This window comes from Streptacidiphilus jeojiense, assembly GCF_000719095.1.
Classification (GTDB): Bacteria; Actinomycetota; Actinomycetes; order Streptomycetales; family Streptomycetaceae; genus Streptacidiphilus; species Streptacidiphilus jeojiensis.
The window spans coordinates 1-16,257 of sequence record NZ_JOEH01000037.1 but is presented as its reverse complement, the minus strand read 5'-3'; the positions used below and the strand labels follow the sequence as shown (position 1 = coordinate 16,257).

General features: G+C 71.5%; 14 protein-coding genes and 2 pseudogenes. 6 read left to right on the top strand and 10 right to left on the bottom strand.

The annotated features are described in order from the left end of the window. Positions 1-9 precede the first annotated feature (9 nt). From IF29_RS0136105 to IF29_RS0136085, 5 genes are all read right to left on the bottom strand, one after another. Positions 10-1,020 (bottom strand): TIGR03842 family LLM class F420-dependent oxidoreductase, encoded by a 1,011-nt coding sequence (locus IF29_RS0136105; RefSeq protein ID WP_030264692.1) that lies wholly within the window; start codon positions 1,018-1,020, stop codon positions 10-12. 41 nt (positions 1,021-1,061) lie between these two features. Next, complete coding sequence (gene hydA / locus IF29_RS0136100; protein WP_030264689.1) at positions 1,062-2,471, bottom strand: dihydropyrimidinase; 1,410 nt, start codon at positions 2,469-2,471, stop codon at positions 1,062-1,064. Between the two features lie 94 nt (positions 2,472-2,565). Further along, a complete protein-coding gene (locus IF29_RS0136095; protein ID WP_030264679.1) occupies positions 2,566-3,897 on the bottom strand; it encodes an aspartate aminotransferase family protein in 1,332 nt (443 codons plus the stop codon). Positions 3,898-3,904: 7 nt separating this feature from the next. Next, complete coding sequence (locus IF29_RS0136090) at positions 3,905-4,780, bottom strand: nitrilase-related carbon-nitrogen hydrolase (RefSeq protein ID WP_051726490.1); 876 nt, start codon at positions 4,778-4,780, stop codon at positions 3,905-3,907. A gap of 143 nt (positions 4,781-4,923) precedes the next feature. Then, positions 4,924-5,559: a TetR/AcrR family transcriptional regulator gene (locus tag IF29_RS0136085; protein ID WP_030264672.1), complete on the bottom strand. Its 636-nt coding sequence runs from the start codon at positions 5,557-5,559 to the stop codon at positions 4,924-4,926. 83 nt (positions 5,560-5,642) lie between these two features. On the opposite strand from IF29_RS0136085, the gene IF29_RS0136080 reads away from it, so the two are divergent. The 5 genes from IF29_RS0136080 to IF29_RS0136060 all read left to right on the top strand — a co-directional run bounded on the left by IF29_RS0136080 (position 5,643) and on the right by IF29_RS0136060 (position 11,250). Beyond that, positions 5,643-6,446, top strand: a complete 804-nt coding sequence (locus tag IF29_RS0136080) for an acetoacetate decarboxylase family protein (RefSeq protein WP_030264668.1) — start codon at positions 5,643-5,645, stop codon at positions 6,444-6,446. Then, on the top strand, positions 6,446-7,342 hold the full coding sequence (locus IF29_RS0136075; protein ID WP_030264665.1) for an SDR family NAD(P)-dependent oxidoreductase: 897 nt from the start codon (positions 6,446-6,448) through the stop codon (positions 7,340-7,342). Before IF29_RS0136080 ends, IF29_RS0136075 begins: the two co-directional genes overlap by 1 nt. Before the next feature lie 19 nt (positions 7,343-7,361). Further along, the gene (locus IF29_RS0136070) at positions 7,362-8,687 is read left to right on the top strand and encodes an amidohydrolase family protein (RefSeq protein WP_030264663.1); all 1,326 of its coding nucleotides are present in this window, start codon (positions 7,362-7,364) and stop codon (positions 8,685-8,687) included. After that, entirely contained in the window at positions 8,684-9,943 is a 1,260-nt protein-coding gene (locus tag IF29_RS0136065) for an amidohydrolase family protein (RefSeq protein ID WP_030264661.1), read from the top strand. The genes IF29_RS0136070 and IF29_RS0136065 overlap by 4 nt, the downstream gene beginning before the upstream one ends. An 89-nt stretch (positions 9,944-10,032) precedes the next feature. Continuing rightward, positions 10,033-11,250 carry an SMI1/KNR4 family protein gene (locus IF29_RS0136060; protein ID WP_030264659.1) on the top strand — a complete coding sequence of 406 codons (1,218 nt, stop codon included), beginning with the start codon at positions 10,033-10,035 and terminating at the stop codon, positions 11,248-11,250. A gap of 193 nt (positions 11,251-11,443) precedes the next feature. On the opposite strand, the gene IF29_RS0136055 is transcribed toward IF29_RS0136060, so the two are convergent. The 3 genes from IF29_RS0136055 to IF29_RS0136045 form a co-directional block, all read right to left on the bottom strand. Continuing rightward, positions 11,444-12,544, bottom strand: coding sequence for an intradiol ring-cleavage dioxygenase (locus IF29_RS0136055; protein ID WP_051726489.1), 1,101 nt, complete (start codon positions 12,542-12,544; stop codon positions 11,444-11,446). 257 nt (positions 12,545-12,801) lie between these two features. After that, complete coding sequence (locus tag IF29_RS0136050) at positions 12,802-13,290, bottom strand: carboxymuconolactone decarboxylase family protein (protein WP_030264656.1); 489 nt, start codon at positions 13,288-13,290, stop codon at positions 12,802-12,804. Continuing rightward, positions 13,287-14,366: an NAD(P)H-dependent amine dehydrogenase family protein gene (locus tag IF29_RS0136045; RefSeq protein WP_030264654.1), complete on the bottom strand. Its 1,080-nt coding sequence runs from the start codon at positions 14,364-14,366 to the stop codon at positions 13,287-13,289. The genes IF29_RS0136050 and IF29_RS0136045 overlap by 4 nt, the downstream gene beginning before the upstream one ends. Positions 14,367-14,477: 111 nt before the next feature. Between IF29_RS0136045 and IF29_RS49125 the strand changes: the two are divergent. Continuing rightward, positions 14,478-14,690, top strand: a pseudogene (locus IF29_RS49125) (SURF1 family cytochrome oxidase biogenesis protein); the annotation flags it as partial. 143 nt (positions 14,691-14,833) lie between these two features. On the opposite strand, the gene IF29_RS48200 reads toward IF29_RS49125, so the two are convergent. Both IF29_RS48200 and IF29_RS48195 read right to left on the bottom strand, forming a co-directional pair. Next, a complete protein-coding gene (locus tag IF29_RS48200) occupies positions 14,834-15,514 on the bottom strand; it encodes a hypothetical protein (protein WP_232242745.1) in 681 nt (226 codons plus the stop codon). Between the two features lie 223 nt (positions 15,515-15,737). Beyond that, a pseudogene (locus tag IF29_RS48195) lies at positions 15,738-16,257 on the bottom strand (PKD domain-containing protein); the annotation flags it as partial.

Here is a 16,257-nt window from a genome sequence, read left to right as displayed (position 1 = left end):
CGGTGTGTTTCAGGTGAAGGCGGGGATGATGTCGGATCCGTAAGCGTCGATGGTGCTCTCGACGGCGTCGTGCATGGCGTAGACGGCGAACTGGTCCACGCCCAGGGCGCGCAGCTGCTCCAGCTTCTCCAGGTGCGCCTCGACCGGGCCGAGCAGGCAGAACCGGTCCACGATCTCGTCCGGGACGAACGCCGTGTCCGGGTTGCCGGCGCGGCCGTGGTGGCTGTAGTCGTAGCCCGCCCGGTCCTTGATGTAGTCGGTCAGCGCCTCCGGGACCATGTCCGAGTGCTCGCCGTACCGGCTGACCAGGTCGGCGACGTGGTTGCCGACCATGCCGCCGAACCAGCGGCTCTGTTCCCGGGCGTGGGCGAGCTGCTCGTCGCTGCCGTCGGTGACGTAGGCCGGGGCGGCGACGCAGATGCTGATCGCGTCGGGGTCACGACCGGCCTGCTCGGCGGCGCTGCGGACCGCCTTGACCATCCACTCGGTGAGGAATGGGTCCGCCAACTGCAGGATGAAGCCGTCGGCCTGACGGCCGGTCAACTCCAGTGCCTTGGGCCCGTAGGCGCCCATCCAGATCGGGAGCGAGCCGTCCTTGACCCAGGGCAGCCGCATCGCGGTGCCGTCGACCACGGTCTCCCGGCCCTCGGCGAGCTCCTTGATGGCGTGCATGGCCTCGCCGAGGCGGGCCAGGGTGGCCGGCTTGCGTCCGGCCACCCGCATCGCCGAGTCGCCGCGGCCGATGCCGCAGACGGTGCGGTTGCCGTAAGTGTCGTTGAGGGTGGCGAAGAGGGAGGCGGTCACCTCCCAGGTGCGGGTGGACGGGTTGGTGACCATGGGGCCCACGGTCATCCGCTCGGTCTCGGCGAGGATCCGGGCGTAGGTGACGAAGGGCTCCTGCCACAGCACCACCGAGTCGAAGGTCCAGCCGTAGCCGAAGCCCGCCGTCTCGGCCCGCTTCATCCGGTCGATCAGCAGCTGTGCGGGCGGGTCCGTCTGCAGTACCAGGCCGAAGTCCATGCTGTCGCTCCATTCCTGAGGTTCTGTCAGTTGATGAGGTCTCAGATCAGATACTGCGATGTGCCGCGCGGCAGGTAGGTGCCGTGGCCGGGGCGGCCGACGTACTCGCCGTCGTGGACCACCGCGGCGCCGCGCGACAGCACGGTCCGGGCCCGGCCGGTGACCTGCTTGCCCTCGTACGCCGAGTAGTCGACGTTCATGTGGTGGGTGGCGGCGGACATGGTGTACCGCTCGTGCGGGTCGAAGATGACGATGTCGGCGTCGGCGCCGGGGGCGATGGTGCCCTTGCGCGGGTAGAGGCCGAACATCCGGGCCGGGGTGGCGCAGGCCAGCTCGATCCAGCGGCGGCGGGAGATGTTCCCGTCCAGGACCGCCTGGTGCAGCAGGTCCATCCGGTTCTCCACCCCCGGCATCCCGTTGGGGATCTTGGAGAAGTCGCCCCGGCCCAGCTCCTTCTGCCCGTTGAAGCAGAACGGGCAGTGGTCGGTGGAGACCACCGAGAGGTCGTCGGTGCGCAGCCCGCGCCAGAGCGCGGCCTGGTGCTCGCGGGGCCGCAGCGGGGTGCTGCAGACGTACTTGGCGCCCTCGAAGTCGGGCTCGGCCAGGTTGTCCGTGGAGAGGAACAGGTACTGCGGACAGGTCTCGCCGAAGACGTTGAGGCCGAGCCGCCGGGCGGCGGCGATCTCGGCGACGGCCTGCTCGGCCGAGACGTGGACGATGTAGAGCGGCGCGCCGCCGGCCACCCGGGACAGCTGGATGGCGCGGTGGGTGGCCTCGGCCTCCAGCAGTTCGCGGCGCACCTCGCCGTGGTAGCGGGGGTCGGTGCGCCCGGCCGCCAGCGCCTGCTCGACCAGCACGTCGATGGCGATGCCGTTCTCGGCGTGCATCATCACCAGGCCGCCGTTGCCGCCGGCCCGCTGCATGGCGCGCAGGATCCGGCCGTCGTCGCTGTAGAAGACGCCCGGGTAGGCCATGAACAGCTTGAAGGAGGTGACCCCCTCCTCGACCAGGACGTCCATCTCCTTGAGCGAGTCCTCGGTGACGTCCGCCATGATCATGTGCAGGCCGTAGTCGATGGAGCAGTTGCCCTCGGCCTTGGCGTGCCAGGCGTCCAGGCCGTCGCGCAGGGTGCCGCCGACCGACTGGATGGCGAAGTCGATGATGGTGGTGGTGCCGCCCCAGGCGGCGGCCCGGGTGCCGGTCTCGAAGGTGTCCGCGGCCTTGGTGCCGCCGAAGGGCATCTCCATGTGGGTGTGGGCGTCGACGCCGCCCGGGACGACATAGCGTCCGGTGGCGTCGTACTCGGTCTCGGCCGTCCAGGCCTGGGCCGCGGAGCTGCCGGTCGCGGCGAGGGCGACCACCCGCTCGCCCTCGATCAGGACGTCGGCGTGGACCTCCTCGGCGGCGGTGATGACGAGACCGTTGCGGATCACGGTGCGGGGCAGTGACATGCGGGTCGGCTCCCTTCAGGAGATGGCTTCACGGTGGCTCGGCAGTGGCCTCACGGTTGCCTCGCGGTTGCGTCACCGTGGATTCTCGGCGGCTTCACGGTCGGGGTTCGGGGCCGAAGGTCTGCGCCTGGGCCCGGCGCAGCGCCTCGACCAGCAGGTCGGCGCCCTCGACAGCCTCGCCCTCGGTGAGCGAGAGCGGCGGGGCGACACGCAGGACGTTGCCCGCGAGTCCGCCCTTGCCGATCAGCAGGCCCAGCTCGCGGGCGTGCTCCAGGGTTGCGGCGGCCGCGGCGGGCGAGGGTTCGCCGGCCGCGTCGACCAGCTCCACCCCGATCATCAGACCCTTGCCGCGCACCTCCCGCACCACCGGCAGGTCGGCCGCCAGCAGCCGCTTGACCAGCAGCGCACCGGTGCGCCGGGCGTTGCCCTGGAGGTCGTGCTCCAGCAGGTGGCGCAGGTTGGCGAGGGCGCCGGCGGTGGTGACCGGGCTGCCGCCGAAGGTGGAGATGGAGTTGGCGTCCAGGCAGTCCATCACCTCGGCGCGGGCGACCACGCCGCCCATGGCCAGGCCGTTGCCGATGCCCTTGGCGAAGGTGAGGATGTCGGGCGGCCCGGCCTCGGCGTGCGCCTGCCAGCCCCAGAAGTGGTCGCCGGTACGGCCCCATCCGGTCTGCACCTCGTCCGAGATCCAGAGGATGCCGTGCCGGTCCAGCACCCGCTTGAAGGCGGCGAACAGTCCGTCAGGACCGTGGGTGAACCCGCCGACGCCCTGGATCGGCTCGGCGATCAGCGCCGCCACGTTGCCGCCGACCTGGCCCAGCAGGTCCTCCAGGTCCTGGGTGCAGGCGGCGATGAAGTCGGCGTCCGAGAGGTGCGCGAACGGGCCGCGGGTGCGCACCCCGCCGTGCACGTAGAGAGTCTGCAGCGGGGAGAGGCTGGTCGGCGACCAGGCGCCGTTGCCGGTGATCCCGATGGTGGTGAAGGAGCGGCCGTGGTAGCTGTTCCGCATCGCCAGCACCTGGTTGGAGTGGCGGTACGCGGTGGCCAGCAGCAGGGCGGCGTCATTGGCCTCGGTGCCGGAGGTGGTGAAGAAGACCTTGGCGTCCGGGATGCCGGAGAGGCCGGCGATCTGCTCGGCCAGCTCGACCATGCCGGAGGAGAGGTAGAGCGTGGAGGAGTGGATGATCCGCCCGGCCTGCTCGGCCACGGCCTTGGTGACCTCGGGCAGGGCGTGGGCGGTCATGGTGGTGAGGATGCCGCCGAAGAAGTCCAGGTAGCGGTTGCCGGCCGAGTCCCACACATGCCGGCCCTCGCCGTGGGTGAGCTCGATCGGTTCGCTGTAGTACGTGGCCAGCCAGGCCGGGGTGACGGCGCGGTGGCGCTGGTGCAGGCTCGGGGTCTCCGGTGCGCGGCTCTGGTCGGACATGGTCGGCTCAGGCCTCCGCGAGCGGGCCGTAGGCGTCCGGGCGCCGGTCCCGGTAGAAGGCCCACTGGTGCCTGACCTCCTCGATCAGCCCGAAGTCCAGGTCGCGGACCACCAGCTCCTCCTCCTTGTCGGAGGCCGGGTCGCCGACGAACTGGCCGCGCGGGTCCACGAAGTAGCTGGTGCCGTAGAAGTCGTTGTCGCCGTACTCCTCGACGCCGACCCGGTTGATCGCAGCGACGAAGTACTCGTTGGCGACGGCGGCGGCCGGCTGCTCCAGCTGCCACAGGTAGGCGGACAGGCCCCGGCTGGTGGCGGAGGGGTTGTAGACCAGCTGCGCCCCGGCCAGGCCCAGCGCCCGCCAGCCCTCAGGGAAGTGCCGGTCGTAGCAGATGTAGACGCCGATCCGGCCGACGGCGGTGTCGAACACTGGCCAGCCCAGGTTCCCCGGCTTGAAGTAGTACTTCTCCCAGAAGCCCTTGACCTGCGGGATGTGGTGCTTGCGGTACTTGCCGAGGTAGCTGCCGTCGGCGTCGATCACGGCCGCGGTGTTGTAGTACACGCCGGGCTGCTCGACCTCGTAGACCGGGACGACGATGACCATGTTGAGCTCGCGGGCGAGGGCCTGCATCCGGGTGACGGTGGGCCCGTCCGGCACGGCCTCGGCCCAGCGGTAGTGCTCCTCCTCCTGCACCTGGCAGAAGTAGGGCGCGTTGAAGACCTCCTGGAACCCGATGATCTGCGCGCCCTGGGCAGCGGCCTCGCGGGCGTAGCGCTCGTGCAGGTCGATCATGGAGGCGCTGTCGCCGGTCCACCTGGTCTGGACGAGTGCGGCACGGACGATCTGGGTGGGACCCTGGGACTGGCTCTGAGCGGGGTTGGACATGACACACCCTCACCTTCTACCGACGGGCTGACATATCGACCCGTCTGTCTACGTGCGTAGACCGTAGGACGATCAACGTAATCCTGGCAATACGTCGGGCGTAACACAGCGAAGACATTCGTGTTTCCCGCAGCGCGTGGAGATCACTCCTTCGGACGCGGGATACCCCAGAGCGAGGCGATCAACGCGCGGGTGGAGAGTTCGAAGAGCCGCTCCGAGTCGGGCACCCCGCCCAGCGTCGCGGCCAGGGCCGGGTCCTGCTCCGCCGTCTCCGCGTCCCACAGCTCCGGCTCCCCCGGCTGCTGCCGGGGCGCGCGCTCGCGGTTGCGCTCCACCAGGACGAATCCGACGACGTGGAACTGCAGCACCCGGACCGCCTCGGCCGCCGCCGTACCGCGCAGCCCCGCCGCATGCGCCTCGTGCACCAGGGCGCGCTGGGCCGGCAGCATCATCAGCTCGGTCAGCCCGCGCTCGTGCACCAGCGCGATCAGATGCGGACGCTCCCGGAGCTTGCGCCGCAGCGCCAGCGCTACCGACTCGGCCCGCGCCGCCGGGGTGGCGCCGCGCGCCTCGATCTGACCCATCTCGGCGACGGTGCGCTGCACCAGCTCGTCCAGCAGCGCCTCCCGGTTCCCCACGTGCCAGTAGATCGCCGTGACGGCGGCGCCCAGTTCCGCCGCGAGCTTGCGCATGCTCAGCCCCGCCGGCCCCCGGTCGCGCACCAGCGCCTCGGCGGCCAGCAGCACACTCTCCCGGTCGATCGGCTGACGATCCGTCATCTTCCTTTGTCCTTCGCTCTTTACCCTTCACGCCTTTCGGAGTAACAGTGTTACAGACCCCAACGCAGCAAGGGAGACCGCCCATGGCACGCGTACGCTACGGTCCGCGCACCGAAGCCGACATCGCCGCGACGAAGAGCAGCCGCGCCGTCCTGCCCGACATCTGGTCCACCGGTGTCGTCGCCGTCTGGGAGAGCGACCCCGACGCCGTCGCCCAGGTACTGCCGCCGCCGCTGAAGCCGGCCGAGCGGTCCCTGGTCCGGGTCAACATCAGCCAGGTCGACCTGTTCGGCTCGCCGCTCGGGGCCGGGTCCTTCGCCGTCAGCGCCCAGCACGGCGCACACACCGGCTGGTACCCGCTGGTGATGCCGATGACCACCGAACGGGCGCTGATCGGCGGCCGGGAGGTGTTCGGCGAGCCCAAGAAGCTCGGCGAGGTGGCCGTGGAGCGGGACGGCGACCGGGTCCGCGCCACGCTGACCCGGCACGGGATCACCTTCGTCGAGGTGGTCGGCCGGATCACCGGCGAGCTGCCGGTACCGGAGCCGGTGGAGAAGCTGGACTTCTACCTGAAGTTCCTGCCCGCCGTGGACGGCGAGGGCTTCGACCTGGACCCGGTGCTGGTGCACTGCACCCGCAACGAGCGGGTCCGCCGGCTCGAAGCCGTCGACGGCGAGGTGCTCCTGCGCGAGTCGGCCTTCGACCCGGTGGCGGACCTGCCGGTGCGCCGGCTGCTGGAGATCACCATCGGCGAGAAGACCTCGGACCAGCGCGGCAGGGTCGTCGAACGGGTCAGCGCGCAGGCTCTGCTGCCCTACGTCCACCAGCGCTACGACGACCCGATGCAGGTGCTCGACGCACCCCCGCTGCCCGGCGGTGGTGAGTGATGGAGCTGCTACCGGGACAGGTGGCCGTGGTGACCGGCGCCGCCAGCGGCATCGGGCTGGCCATGGCCGAACGCTTCGCCGCCGAGGGTCTCCAGGTAGTGCTCGCCGACGTCGAGGAGCCCGCCCTCGACAAGGCCGTCGCCGGACTGCGCGAACGCGGCGCGGAGGTGGTCGGCCAGATGGTGGACGTCTCCGAGCGGGAGAGCGTGGACGCCCTGGCCGACGCGGCTTACCGCGCCTTCGGCGCGGTGCACGTGCTGTGCAACAACGCCGGGGTCGGCTCCGGCGCCGAGGGCCGGATGTGGGAGCACGAGCCCAACGACTGGAAGTGGGCCTTCGCGGTCAACGTCTGGGGCGTGTTCCACGGCATCCAGGCCTTCGTGCCCAGGATGCTGGCGGCCGGGACGCCCGGACACATCGTCAACACCTCCTCCGGGGACGGCGGGATCGCCCCGCTGCCCACCGCCTCGGTCTACGCGGTGACCAAGGCCGCGGTGGTCACCATGACCGAGTCGCTCTACGCCCACCTGCGCGCCGAGCAGGCACCCGTCAGCGCGTCGGTGCTCTTCCCCGGCCCGCACATGCTGCGCACCGGGCTGTGGGAGTCGCACCGCAACCGCCCCGAGCGCTTCGCCAAGGAGCGGCCCCGGAAGACCCCCTACCGCAGCCTGGCGGGGTGGGAAGCAGCCATGGAGGCCGCAGGGCAGCAGGTCGAGTTCACCCCGGTCGAGGAGGTGGCCGGGACGGTGGTGGACGGCATCCGCGCCGACCGCTTCTGGATGCTGCCCCCGAGCGAGCACAGCGACCGGCAGATCCGGGCCCGCTCGCAGTCGATGCTGGAGCGCAGCAACCCGACGTACCTGGAGAACTTCATCCAATGGGATGAAAAGGCATGAGCATCATCGGAGATGACTGATGACGATACGTCAAGAAGGCTATGCGGAGCCCTACCTGATCGTCTCCTCGGACTGCCACGCCGGGCTGCCGACCGAGCAGTACCGGCCCTACCTGGAGGCCGCGCACCACGAGGCCTTCGACGGCTTCCTGGCCGAGGCCGCGCACCGGCGCGAGCAGGCGACCCGGCTCGGGGTGCGCAACGAGGCCTTCGCGCAGAAGTGGTTCGAGGACCACGAGGAGGGCCTGCGCGGCGGCTGGGACGCGGCCCAGCGCGACAAGGAGCTGGACGGCGACGGCGTCGCCGGCGAGGTGGTCTTCCCGGACGCGGACGCCGTGGACAGCCGGACCGCCGCCCCCTTCGGCGTCGGCCTGGGGCTGAGCGGCGACCAGGACCCGGTGCTGGGCATGGCCGGCGCCAAGGCCCACAACCGCTGGCTGGCGGAGTTCATCCGCGACAGCGCCGAGCCGGAGCGGCACGCCGGGGTGGCACTGCTGCCGATCACCGCCGAGGTGGAGGCGGTCGTCGCCGAGGTGCGCCGGGCGCACGCCTCCGGGCTGCGCGCCGTGATGATCCCCTCGATGTGGGTCGACGGGCCGCCCTACCACGACCGCCGCTACGACCCGGTCTGGGCGGTCTGCGAGGAGCTGCGGATGCCGGTGGTCACCCACTCCGGCGCCGCCCCGCGCCACGAGTACGGCGACCACCTGGGCATCTACGTCACCGAGGTGACCTTCTGGCCGTCCCGTCCGCTGTGGTTCCTGCTCTGGTCAGGCGTGTTCGAGCGCTTCCCGGGGCTGCGCTTCGGGGTGGCCGAGTCGGGCTGCTGGTGGCTGCCCAACCTGCTGTGGTTCATGGATCGGCTGTACCTGGGCGCGCACGGCGGGAAGAAGCTGTCGCCGTTCTCCGAGCTGACGATGGCTCCGAGCGCCTACGTCGACCGCAACTGCTTCATCGCCGCGACCAACACCAAACGGCGCGAGCTGGCGCACCGCTACGAGATCGGCGTGGACAACATCTGCTGGGGCAGCGACTTCCCGCACCCCGAGGGCACCTGGCCGAACACCCGGCAGTGGATGCGCACCACCTTCCACGACGTCCCGATCGAGGAGACCCGGCGGATGCTGGGGCTGTCCTGCGCCGAGGTCTTCGGCTTCGACACCGACCGGCTGGCCCCGATCGCCCGCCGGATCGGCCCCACCCCGGCGGAGTTGGGCCAGCCCGAGGACCAGTCCGCGGTGCGCGCCGCCTGGGCACCCGCCGGGGAGGTGGGCCGGCACTGGCTGACCGGGCACGACTTCCCCTTCATCGGCACGACGGCCCCGACCGAGGGGAGCACGCTGTGACGGACCGTCAAGACCGTCAGGACACCGCTCCGCCCGAGCGTTACACCGTCGTCTCGGCCGACTGCCACGCCGGGGCCGACCTGCTGGACTACCGCCCCTACCTGGACCCGCGGCACCACGAGGACTTCGACGCCTGGGCCGCGACCTACGTCAACCCCTTCGCCGACCTCCAGGCCCCCGAGGCCGACCGCAACTGGGACTCCGACCGCCGGCTCGCCGAGCTGGAGCAGGACGGCATCGTCGCAGAGGTGGTCTTCCCCAACACCGTCCCACCGTTCTACCCCAGCACCTCGCTCACCGCGGCGGTGCCCACCCCCGAGGAGTACCGACTGCGCTGGGCCGGGCTGCAGGCCCACAACCGCTGGATGGCCGACTTCTGCTCGCTGGCGCCGGGCCGCCGGGCCGGGACCTTCCAGGTACTGCTCAACGACGTCGACGCGGCCGTCGCCGAGGTCCGCCGCTGCCACGCCGCCGGGCTCACCGGCGGGGTGGTCCTGCCCGGCGTCCCGCCCGGGTCGCCGGTCCCCGAGCTGTACTCCACGGCGTACGACCCGCTCTGGGCGGTCTGCGCGGAGCTCGGCGTCCCGGTCAACCACCACGGCGGCTCGGCCGGACCGGTGCTGGGCGAGGAGCCGGCCGCCCGGGCGGTGTTCATGGTGGAGACCACCTGGTTCTCGCACCGGGCGCTGTGGCACCTGGTGTTCGGCGGCGCCTTCAGGCGTCACCCGGGCCTGCGGCTGGTCCTCACCGAGCAGGGCTCCGGCTGGATCCCGGGCGTGCTGGACATGCTGGACTACTACCACGGACGGCTGGTCGGGGCGGCCACCCGGGCCGCGACCGCGGAGTCCAAGTTCGGGGCTGGGCTGGCCGAGGCGATGGGCGCGGGTCCGCGCGCGGTCTGGGAGTCCAACTGCTTCGTCGGCGCCAGCTTCATGCGCGCCCACGAGGTGCCGCTGCGCGAGCGGATCGGCCTCGACAAGATCATGTGGGGCAGCGACTTCCCGCACGACGAGGGCACCTGGCCCTACACCACCGAGGCCCTGCGCACCGCCTACGCGGGCCTGCCGTACCACGAGGTCGCCGCCATGGTCGGCGGCAACGCCGCCCGCGTCTACGGCTTCGACCTCCCCGCCCTGGACGCCCTCGCCGCCAAGACCGGCCCCCTGGTCAGCGACGTCGCCCAACCCCTCCCCACGCCCCCACCCGGCGCCACCAGCCCGGCCTTCGCCAAGGGAGGCTCGGTCCGGGTCTGGTAACGGCGTCCGGTGACGGACGGTCCGTCGGATGTCGGACCCCTGTGATGGGGTGGGGTCCGACAGTCGGGGCGACGGACGGGGTGACCTTGATGGACCGTGAGATGTGGCGGCCGTTCCTGGAGCAGTGGAGCGGGGAGTGGATCGCCGGGCGCGACCCGGACCGGGACGCGCCCCTCGACGAGGAGGTGGTGCGCGACGCCTGGCTCGGCTTCGGGCCGGCAAGCGAGGCCGAACTGGCCGCGGCCGAGGCCCGGCTGGGCCGCCGACTGCCGCCCTCGCTCAGGGAGTTCCTGCTGGTCACCAACGGCTGGCGGGACGCGGGCAACTTCATCTACCGGCTGGCCGGCACCACCGAACTGGACTGGCTCAGGGACACCGACGACCGCACCTGGATCGACGCCTGGGAGGACCTGGTCGAAGACGAGGACGAGGACGACGAGGAGGAGAACGGTGTCGAGGAGGACCCCACCGCCCACGAGGCGCGCGTCCTCGCCCGCTCCCTGCGCCTGTCGCTCGAGGGCGACGCGGCGGTGATGCTCCTCGACCCCGAGGACGTGGACGAGCAGGGCGAGTGGGCGGCCTACTGGCTCGCCTCCTGGTCCGGCCGCGGACCGGAGCGATGCAACTCCTTCGTCGACCTCATGCAGCGGCAGTGGATGTCCTTCCACGCCCTGCGCAGACCGCCCGGCGCCACCCGGGACCACTGGGACGCGGAGGTCGAGCGCGCCCGCCAGGAAGCGCTGACCGGCGAGGTCGACGCACCCCTGGAGGTGTTCGCCCGGGCCCACGCGTTCGGGCGGGATCGCGCCGACGTGCTGAGCCTGCAGATGAAGATGCTGCTCGGCGACTGGCGCCGCCACATCGCCGGCACGCTCTGGTACCGCCCGCACCTGGACGACCTGCTCCTCGGTCCGCTGTTCGCCACCGAACTGCTGCCCCTGCTGCTCCGGCACGACCAACTCGCGGCACCCCACGACCTGCGCCCTCTTCCTCGCCTCAAGGAGCACGCCCCCGAACCGGTACGAGCGCTCATCGCCGACTACGAGGCACGAGCAGCCGAACCCGGCTTCCGCCTCTCCTTCGGCGCACCCGATTTCGACGCAGCCGTACACACCGTCACCGACCGCCCCGGCGACGACGCCTGGCCCGACCTGCTGACCGCACTACAGCTGTGGCGCCCGGTGGACGACGACCACATCGCCCCGGTCTCGCTGCTCGCCGACCCGATACTGGCCCAGTTGATCACCCCTGACCGAGGCCGCCAGATCCTGACCACCCCGCGTCCCCGGCCCCGGGAAAGCCGGTAGATCGGGGCCTGCCGATGCTCCCGAACTGGAGGCCCGTCAGCGCACTGGCCTCGATGCCGCCGACGATCACGGTGTGGCCAAGGGAGGCTCGGTCCGGGTCTGGTGACGGACGTGGTCCCGGACGTCAGCGCGATGCGGACGTCCGGGACACAACGACGGTGCCGCGAGGGCAGCGCCGGCCCTCAGGACCGACTCAGGTGGTGGTGGTGGCCGAAGCGGTGGCCGAGGCCGAGGGCGCCGCCGGTGCGGACGCCGTGGTGGAGGACGTCGACGTGGTGACACCCAGGTCCAGGGTGGCCAGGTAACCGTCCGACAGCTTCCACTCGCTGTGGTGCCTGCCGTTGGTCCGCTTGACCACAGTGAGCAGGCCCGAGGTGACCCCGCCGCCGTCGTAGACCATGTCCTCGCTGAGCACGGTGCGCTCGGCGGTGTGCGTGACGTACGGATCGGAGGCGGCCACGACCGTGGTCACCTCCTCCGGGAAGAAGAGCTGGCCGGTGTGGACCGAGGTGCCGCCGATGTAGTGCCGCTTGACCCGCTGCCCACCGGTGTGGACCTTGACGTGGATGTGGATGGCACGGGGGATGTACCAGCCCGGGTAGATGGTCTTGAACTCCACCTGCCCGTGCTCATTGGTGAACAGCACCCCGCGCAGCCAGCGATACTCGTCGGTGGGCGTGTTGGAACCCCCGGTGCTGGTCGTGGTCCCGGGCCCGCCGGAAGAACTCGCGGAGGCGGAGGCGGAGGCCGCTGCGGTGTCGGTGCTCGTCGCGGACGCCGAATCCGAAGCGGACGGCGAGTCCGAAGCGGACCCGGTGGGCGGGGCACCCGTCGGCGGAGTGCCGGTGGGAGCAGCTCCGCCGCCACCGCCACCGAGGCTCTGCCAGCCGATGAAGCCGGAGTAGTCGCCGGTGGCGTCGCAGTGCCAGATCTCGACCGCCGCGTTCCGCAGCGGACGGCAGTGCTCGGTATCGAGGACGGTCAGCCGCAACCGCAGCGGCACCCCGGTGCGGTCCTCGGTGACGTCGGAACGGATCGCCTCGTCATCGATGTAGTACGGGCCCTCGGTGACCTCCTCGGTGAGGGCGCAGGTGGTGGCCGGCCCCTTGGGCTGTCCCTTCTTGTCTCCGGCCTGCTCGGCCTCGGCGGCGAAGGCCGAGTCCAGGGCCCCGGGCGCGGCGAGTCCCGCTGCCCCCAGCGCGATCCCGGCGCCGCCCAGCGTCAGGATCTTGCGGCGGCTGGTGGGGACGGACGCTGTGGTCCGCTCCGTGTGGGTGAGTTGACGCTTAGTCATACCCTGACCCTATGAAGCTAGCCTGTCATGGCCATGTGTAGACGTTAGCAGAACATAAGCAGACGGCTGCTCCGCGCCCACTGCCAGGGCCGACCCTCAAGGCGAACTCGGGGCCGGCCCTTTTCGCAGAGCGTCGCCGCCGGGTGTCCACCCGAGCGGGGTTCATCAAGGCGGTGCGGACCGTGCGGGTGGGCCTCACGGACTGACCGGTGCCACCGTCAGGTCCCGGACCTGGCCGGCGCTGCCCGCGGTCCGGCTCAGCCGGCGTGGTGGCTGGGGAGGACGCAGACGGCGTCCAGGCCGAGGACGTGGTTGAGGCGGCCGAAGGCGAGCCAGGAGCCGAGGCACATGGTGAGCTCGACGACCTCGGCCTGGGTGTAGTGCGTGAGCATCCTGGACCAGAAGGCGTCGTCGATGCCGTGGTGGTCGATGGCATAGCGCTCCGCGTACTCGGCGGCCAGCCGGGTGCGGTCGTCGAAGGCCTCGGTGGTGCGCCAGTCGGCGACGGCGTCGAGGAACTCCGGCTCGACGGTCGCCCCGTCGCGCTCGGTACGCCAGTCCAGGCAGAACAGGCAGCCGTTGATCTGCGCGATGCGCAACCGCGCGGCCTCGAACTCGCGCAGCCCGAGCGTGGTGTGCTCGTAGACGGCCAGCGAGAAGCCGGCCGCGGCGACCCCGATGCCGGGCACCAGCTCGCCCCAGACGTAGGCGATGGGGTCCTTGTCCTGCGGAATGTCGACGATCATCCTTGCTTCCCTCCGAGTCGGCCGACGGCGGGCCGCAGCGGCACGTCCAGCGCGTCGTAGAGGCCGGGGCCGGCCTGGACCAGCCAGTCGACGGCGTTGACCAGGCGGCCCGCGGCAGTGGCGTTGCCCCCGGCGGAGCGGTTCTCGCCCTCGTCGGAGGCGGTGACGGTGACCTCGATCCGCGGCCGGCCCTCGACGACGACACGGTGGGCGCCGTGCTCGTCCGGCGGTGTGGGCCAGTCCGGGGCGCAGTCGGGGTGGATCCGGGTGATGTGCTCGACCACCAGTCGGACCTGGCCGTCGACGACGCCCTGCACCTCGAAGCGGACCGCCCCCTGGGTGCCCGACTCGAACGCGCCCATGGTGCGGGTGGCGACCGTGGTCTCCAGTGCCCGGCGTTCGACCTGTTCCCTGATCTCGTCGAGCTCGACCTCCAGTGCCCTGGCCAGGAGCCGCAGTTGGCCGCCCCACACCATGCTCGGTATCCCGGGGGCCAGCATGGGAGGTTCGTAGTCCATCGGCTGGCCCATGCCGACCAGGTAGCGCACCGAGTCCGGCTGGTCGTAGCTGGAGTAGTCGAAGATCTCCTGGCAGCGGATCGCGTCCACGGTGCTGCCCAACCCGCTGACCAGCAGCGGCAGTACGTCGTTGGCCCAGCCGGGGTCGACGCCGGAGACCAGCAGTGAGCCGCCGCCCTCGGCGATCGCGGCCAGCACCGGATCGCGGAACTCGGGTGGGGCGCTGCGCGGGTCGTAGAGCGGGTAGAGCGCGGAGGTGACCACCACCGCTCCCGCCCGGACGGCCAGCAGCACATCGGCCAGGGCCTCGTCGGGGCGGATGTCGCCGGTCGCCGCGTAGACCACCGCCTGCGGGTGCGCGGCCAGCACCGCCGCGACGTCGTCGGTGGCTGCCACCCCCAACCGCCGCCCGAGACCGGCCAGTTCGCCGGCGTCCCGGCCGACCTTGGCCGGGTCGTGCACGAGCACGGCCGTGAGTTCCAGGCCGGGGTGGGCGGCCACCGCCCGCACCGCCGCCCGCCCGAGGTTCCCGGTCCCCCAGACCACCGTGGAAATCATGCCCGGAGGCTAACCGCAAGGCCTCGCGGTTCCCATAGCCGCGACACAGGCAAAACCTGATCCCCAAGCCCCTGGCGCCGGTGGGCGGAAGGGCGAGGGTAGCGTCATGGCGTGATCCGCATCCTGCTGACCCGGCGCTGGGTAGTGCCGACGCTGGTCTTCGCCGCCCTGGCTCCGGTGCTGGGCGAGCTCGGCGTCTGGCAGTTCCACCGCTACCAGCAGACCAGCCGCAGCGACCGGATCATCAACGCCAACGTCAGTGCGCCGGTGGTCCCGTTCGCGTCGCTGTCGCGCCCCGGCGCGACCGTCCCCGCCACCCTGATGTACCGGCGGGTCAGCGCGACCGGCCGCTGTGACACGACCCATCAGTTCGTGGCAACCGACGCGGCCAAGGCCGGGTCGACCGGTGAGGCCCGGTCCGGGGACCACCTCGACCGCGCCCTCCGGGGTGCAGCCGGCCCCTCTCCTCAGACCGGAGGGGCGGCGTCGGCGGCGAGGCGGGCGCGGAACACTCCGGCGAGCCAGCGGCAACGCTGCCGCAGCGTCCAGGCTCCGGCCAGGCCCATGGCCAGGCCGACCAGGCCGAAGACGACACCGGTCGCGGTGTTCTGGAAGTTCTGCGCACCGAACACCTTGGTCGGATCGTCGCTGCGGACCAGGATGGGCAGCTGGTCGCCGGGGCGGGCGGTGCGCTCGGGAAGTTCGCCCCGGTAGACGTGCCCCGCGACCACCCAGCTGCCGTCGCACTCCACCGCAGGACTGTTCCGGCCGCCCTTCAGGACGCACTGGGAGACGGTGGCGGTGACGGGGGTGGTGGGCACCAGCTGCCTGGCGAAGGCACTGACCGGCGCCATCAGCAGCAGCGGCGCGAGCAGGACGCCCACAGCCGCCGCTACCGTCGGCGCCCGGCGCTCGCCGCGCAGCTCGGCGAAGCTGCCGACGTACACCCTCTGCGGCCCGGACCTCGCAGCGGAGAGAAAGCGGTGCGTGGGGACGGCCCTGACCATGAACAGCACAGCGCTGACCGGCAGAGTGAGAACGGGGCTCAATGCCTGCCACCCGCTGAGATCGCCGAGGACGGTCCAGGGCAGCACCAGCGCCCCGGAGACGAACACCGCCCAGAACGGCACAGCGGTCGCCCTGCGCACAGCCCGAGCCCGCCGCGCCAACCGGTCCAACCGGTCTGCGTCGACAGTGGCGGACGGCAATGCCGGCGGCCACGGCTGCACCGCCCAGCCTCGCGCGTCTGCGCTCATACGATCCTCCCAAGATCCGAGGAACGCAGCTTAGACCGCCCATTGCCGGCAGCAGCCCGGCGACGGCGGCCGTCCGGGCCCCCAATGCGGGAGCCCGGACGGCACATGGTCTGCGCTACGAGGTGTACCAGCCGTCCACGTCGGCGATGACCTGGACCGTTCCGCCGGAGCCGTTGTAGAAGTCGATCGCTCCGTCCACGACGGGGACCACCACCAGGTTGGGGATGGTCTGTCCGGCGCTGAAGTTGAGGTTCGACACGGTCGGCAGGGGCTGGCCGTCCGGAAGCACGGTGACGTATCCGGCCTTCTGGGGAGCGGTGACGGTCACGTTCAGGACGACGGAGATGACATTGCTCGCGACCGGCGCCCCGGGCAGATCGGAGATGTTCAGCACCGCCGCGGTGCCCGGGGCGATCGCTCCCCCGGCGCCGCCGGCCCCGCTCCGGGTGTCCATCCCCCGGATCGGGGAGACGGCCTGGAAGGTGGAGCCGGCGGCGGAGTAGTAGCCGGCGATGTCGGCCAGCAGGTCGACCGCTCCGCCGGAACCGTTGTACAGGTCCACCTTGCCGTCCACCACCGGAACCATCACCAGATTGGGAATCGTCTGCCCCGCAGCGAAGTTCAGGTTCGACACC

What these genes read in the sequence shown, in the direction of transcription:
- IF29_RS0136105 (WP_030264692.1), bottom strand. Translation starts at nt 1,020, where the DNA reads ATGGACTTCGGCCTGGTACTGCAGACGGACCCGCCCGCACAGCTGCTG.
- hydA (WP_030264689.1), bottom strand. Translation starts at nt 2,471, where the DNA reads ATGTCACTGCCCCGCACCGTGATCCGCAACGGTCTCGTCATCACCGCC.
- IF29_RS0136095 (WP_030264679.1), bottom strand. Translation starts at nt 3,897, where the DNA reads ATGTCCGACCAGAGCCGCGCACCGGAGACCCCGAGCCTGCACCAGCGC.
- IF29_RS0136090 (WP_051726490.1), bottom strand. Translation starts at nt 4,780, where the DNA reads ATGTCCAACCCCGCTCAGAGCCAGTCCCAGGGTCCCACCCAGATCGTC.
- IF29_RS0136085 (WP_030264672.1), bottom strand. Translation starts at nt 5,559, where the DNA reads ATGACGGATCGTCAGCCGATCGACCGGGAGAGTGTGCTGCTGGCCGCC.
- IF29_RS0136080 (WP_030264668.1), top strand. Translation starts at nt 5,643, where the DNA reads ATGGCACGCGTACGCTACGGTCCGCGCACCGAAGCCGACATCGCCGCG.
- IF29_RS0136075 (WP_030264665.1), top strand. Translation starts at nt 6,446, where the DNA reads ATGGAGCTGCTACCGGGACAGGTGGCCGTGGTGACCGGCGCCGCCAGC.
- IF29_RS0136070 (WP_030264663.1), top strand. Translation starts at nt 7,362, where the DNA reads ATGACGATACGTCAAGAAGGCTATGCGGAGCCCTACCTGATCGTCTCC.
- IF29_RS0136060 (WP_030264659.1), top strand. Translation starts at nt 10,033, where the DNA reads ATGGACCGTGAGATGTGGCGGCCGTTCCTGGAGCAGTGGAGCGGGGAG.
- IF29_RS0136055 (WP_051726489.1), bottom strand. Translation starts at nt 12,544, where the DNA reads ATGACTAAGCGTCAACTCACCCACACGGAGCGGACCACAGCGTCCGTC.
- IF29_RS0136050 (WP_030264656.1), bottom strand. Translation starts at nt 13,290, where the DNA reads ATGATCGTCGACATTCCGCAGGACAAGGACCCCATCGCCTACGTCTGG.
- IF29_RS0136045 (WP_030264654.1), bottom strand. Translation starts at nt 14,366, where the DNA reads ATGATTTCCACGGTGGTCTGGGGGACCGGGAACCTCGGGCGGGCGGCG.